This window comes from Variovorax sp. 01N429, assembly GCF_056399425.1.
The window spans coordinates 1-376 of the sequence record NZ_JBFTRG010000223.1; the positions used below are offsets into that span (position 1 = coordinate 1).

At 71.3% G+C, this 376-nt stretch carries 1 pseudogene; it reads right to left on the bottom strand.

Annotated features, from left to right (window positions below):
- Nucleotides 1–376 (bottom strand): annotated as a pseudogene (locus AC1DSF_RS31345) (hypothetical protein); the annotation flags it as partial.

The window sequence follows — 376 nt, forward strand, 5'->3', positions numbered from 1 at the left end:
GAAGTACAGGAAGTTCCAGGCGATCAGCGCGATCAGGCCCACCGCGGCCGCCGCGCCCCACGCCCGCCGTTTGTCGCTCGATCCCGGCGGACCCAGGATCGCGCCGATCATCATCGCCACCGCGAGGGCGAGGAACGGCACGAACACGACCGCGTAGAAGAGGAAGATCGTGCGGTCCTGCTTGGCCAGCCACGGCAGGATGCCGACCGCCAGGCCGCACAGGATCGCGCCCGCGCGCCAGTCGCGCCGCGCCGCCCACCGGTAGAGCAGGAACAGCACCGCGAAGCAGGCCGCCCACCACAGGAACGGCGTGCCGATCCCGAGGACTTCCTGGGCGCACTTGTCGACGTGGCAGCCGGCCTGCCCGTTGCTCGGG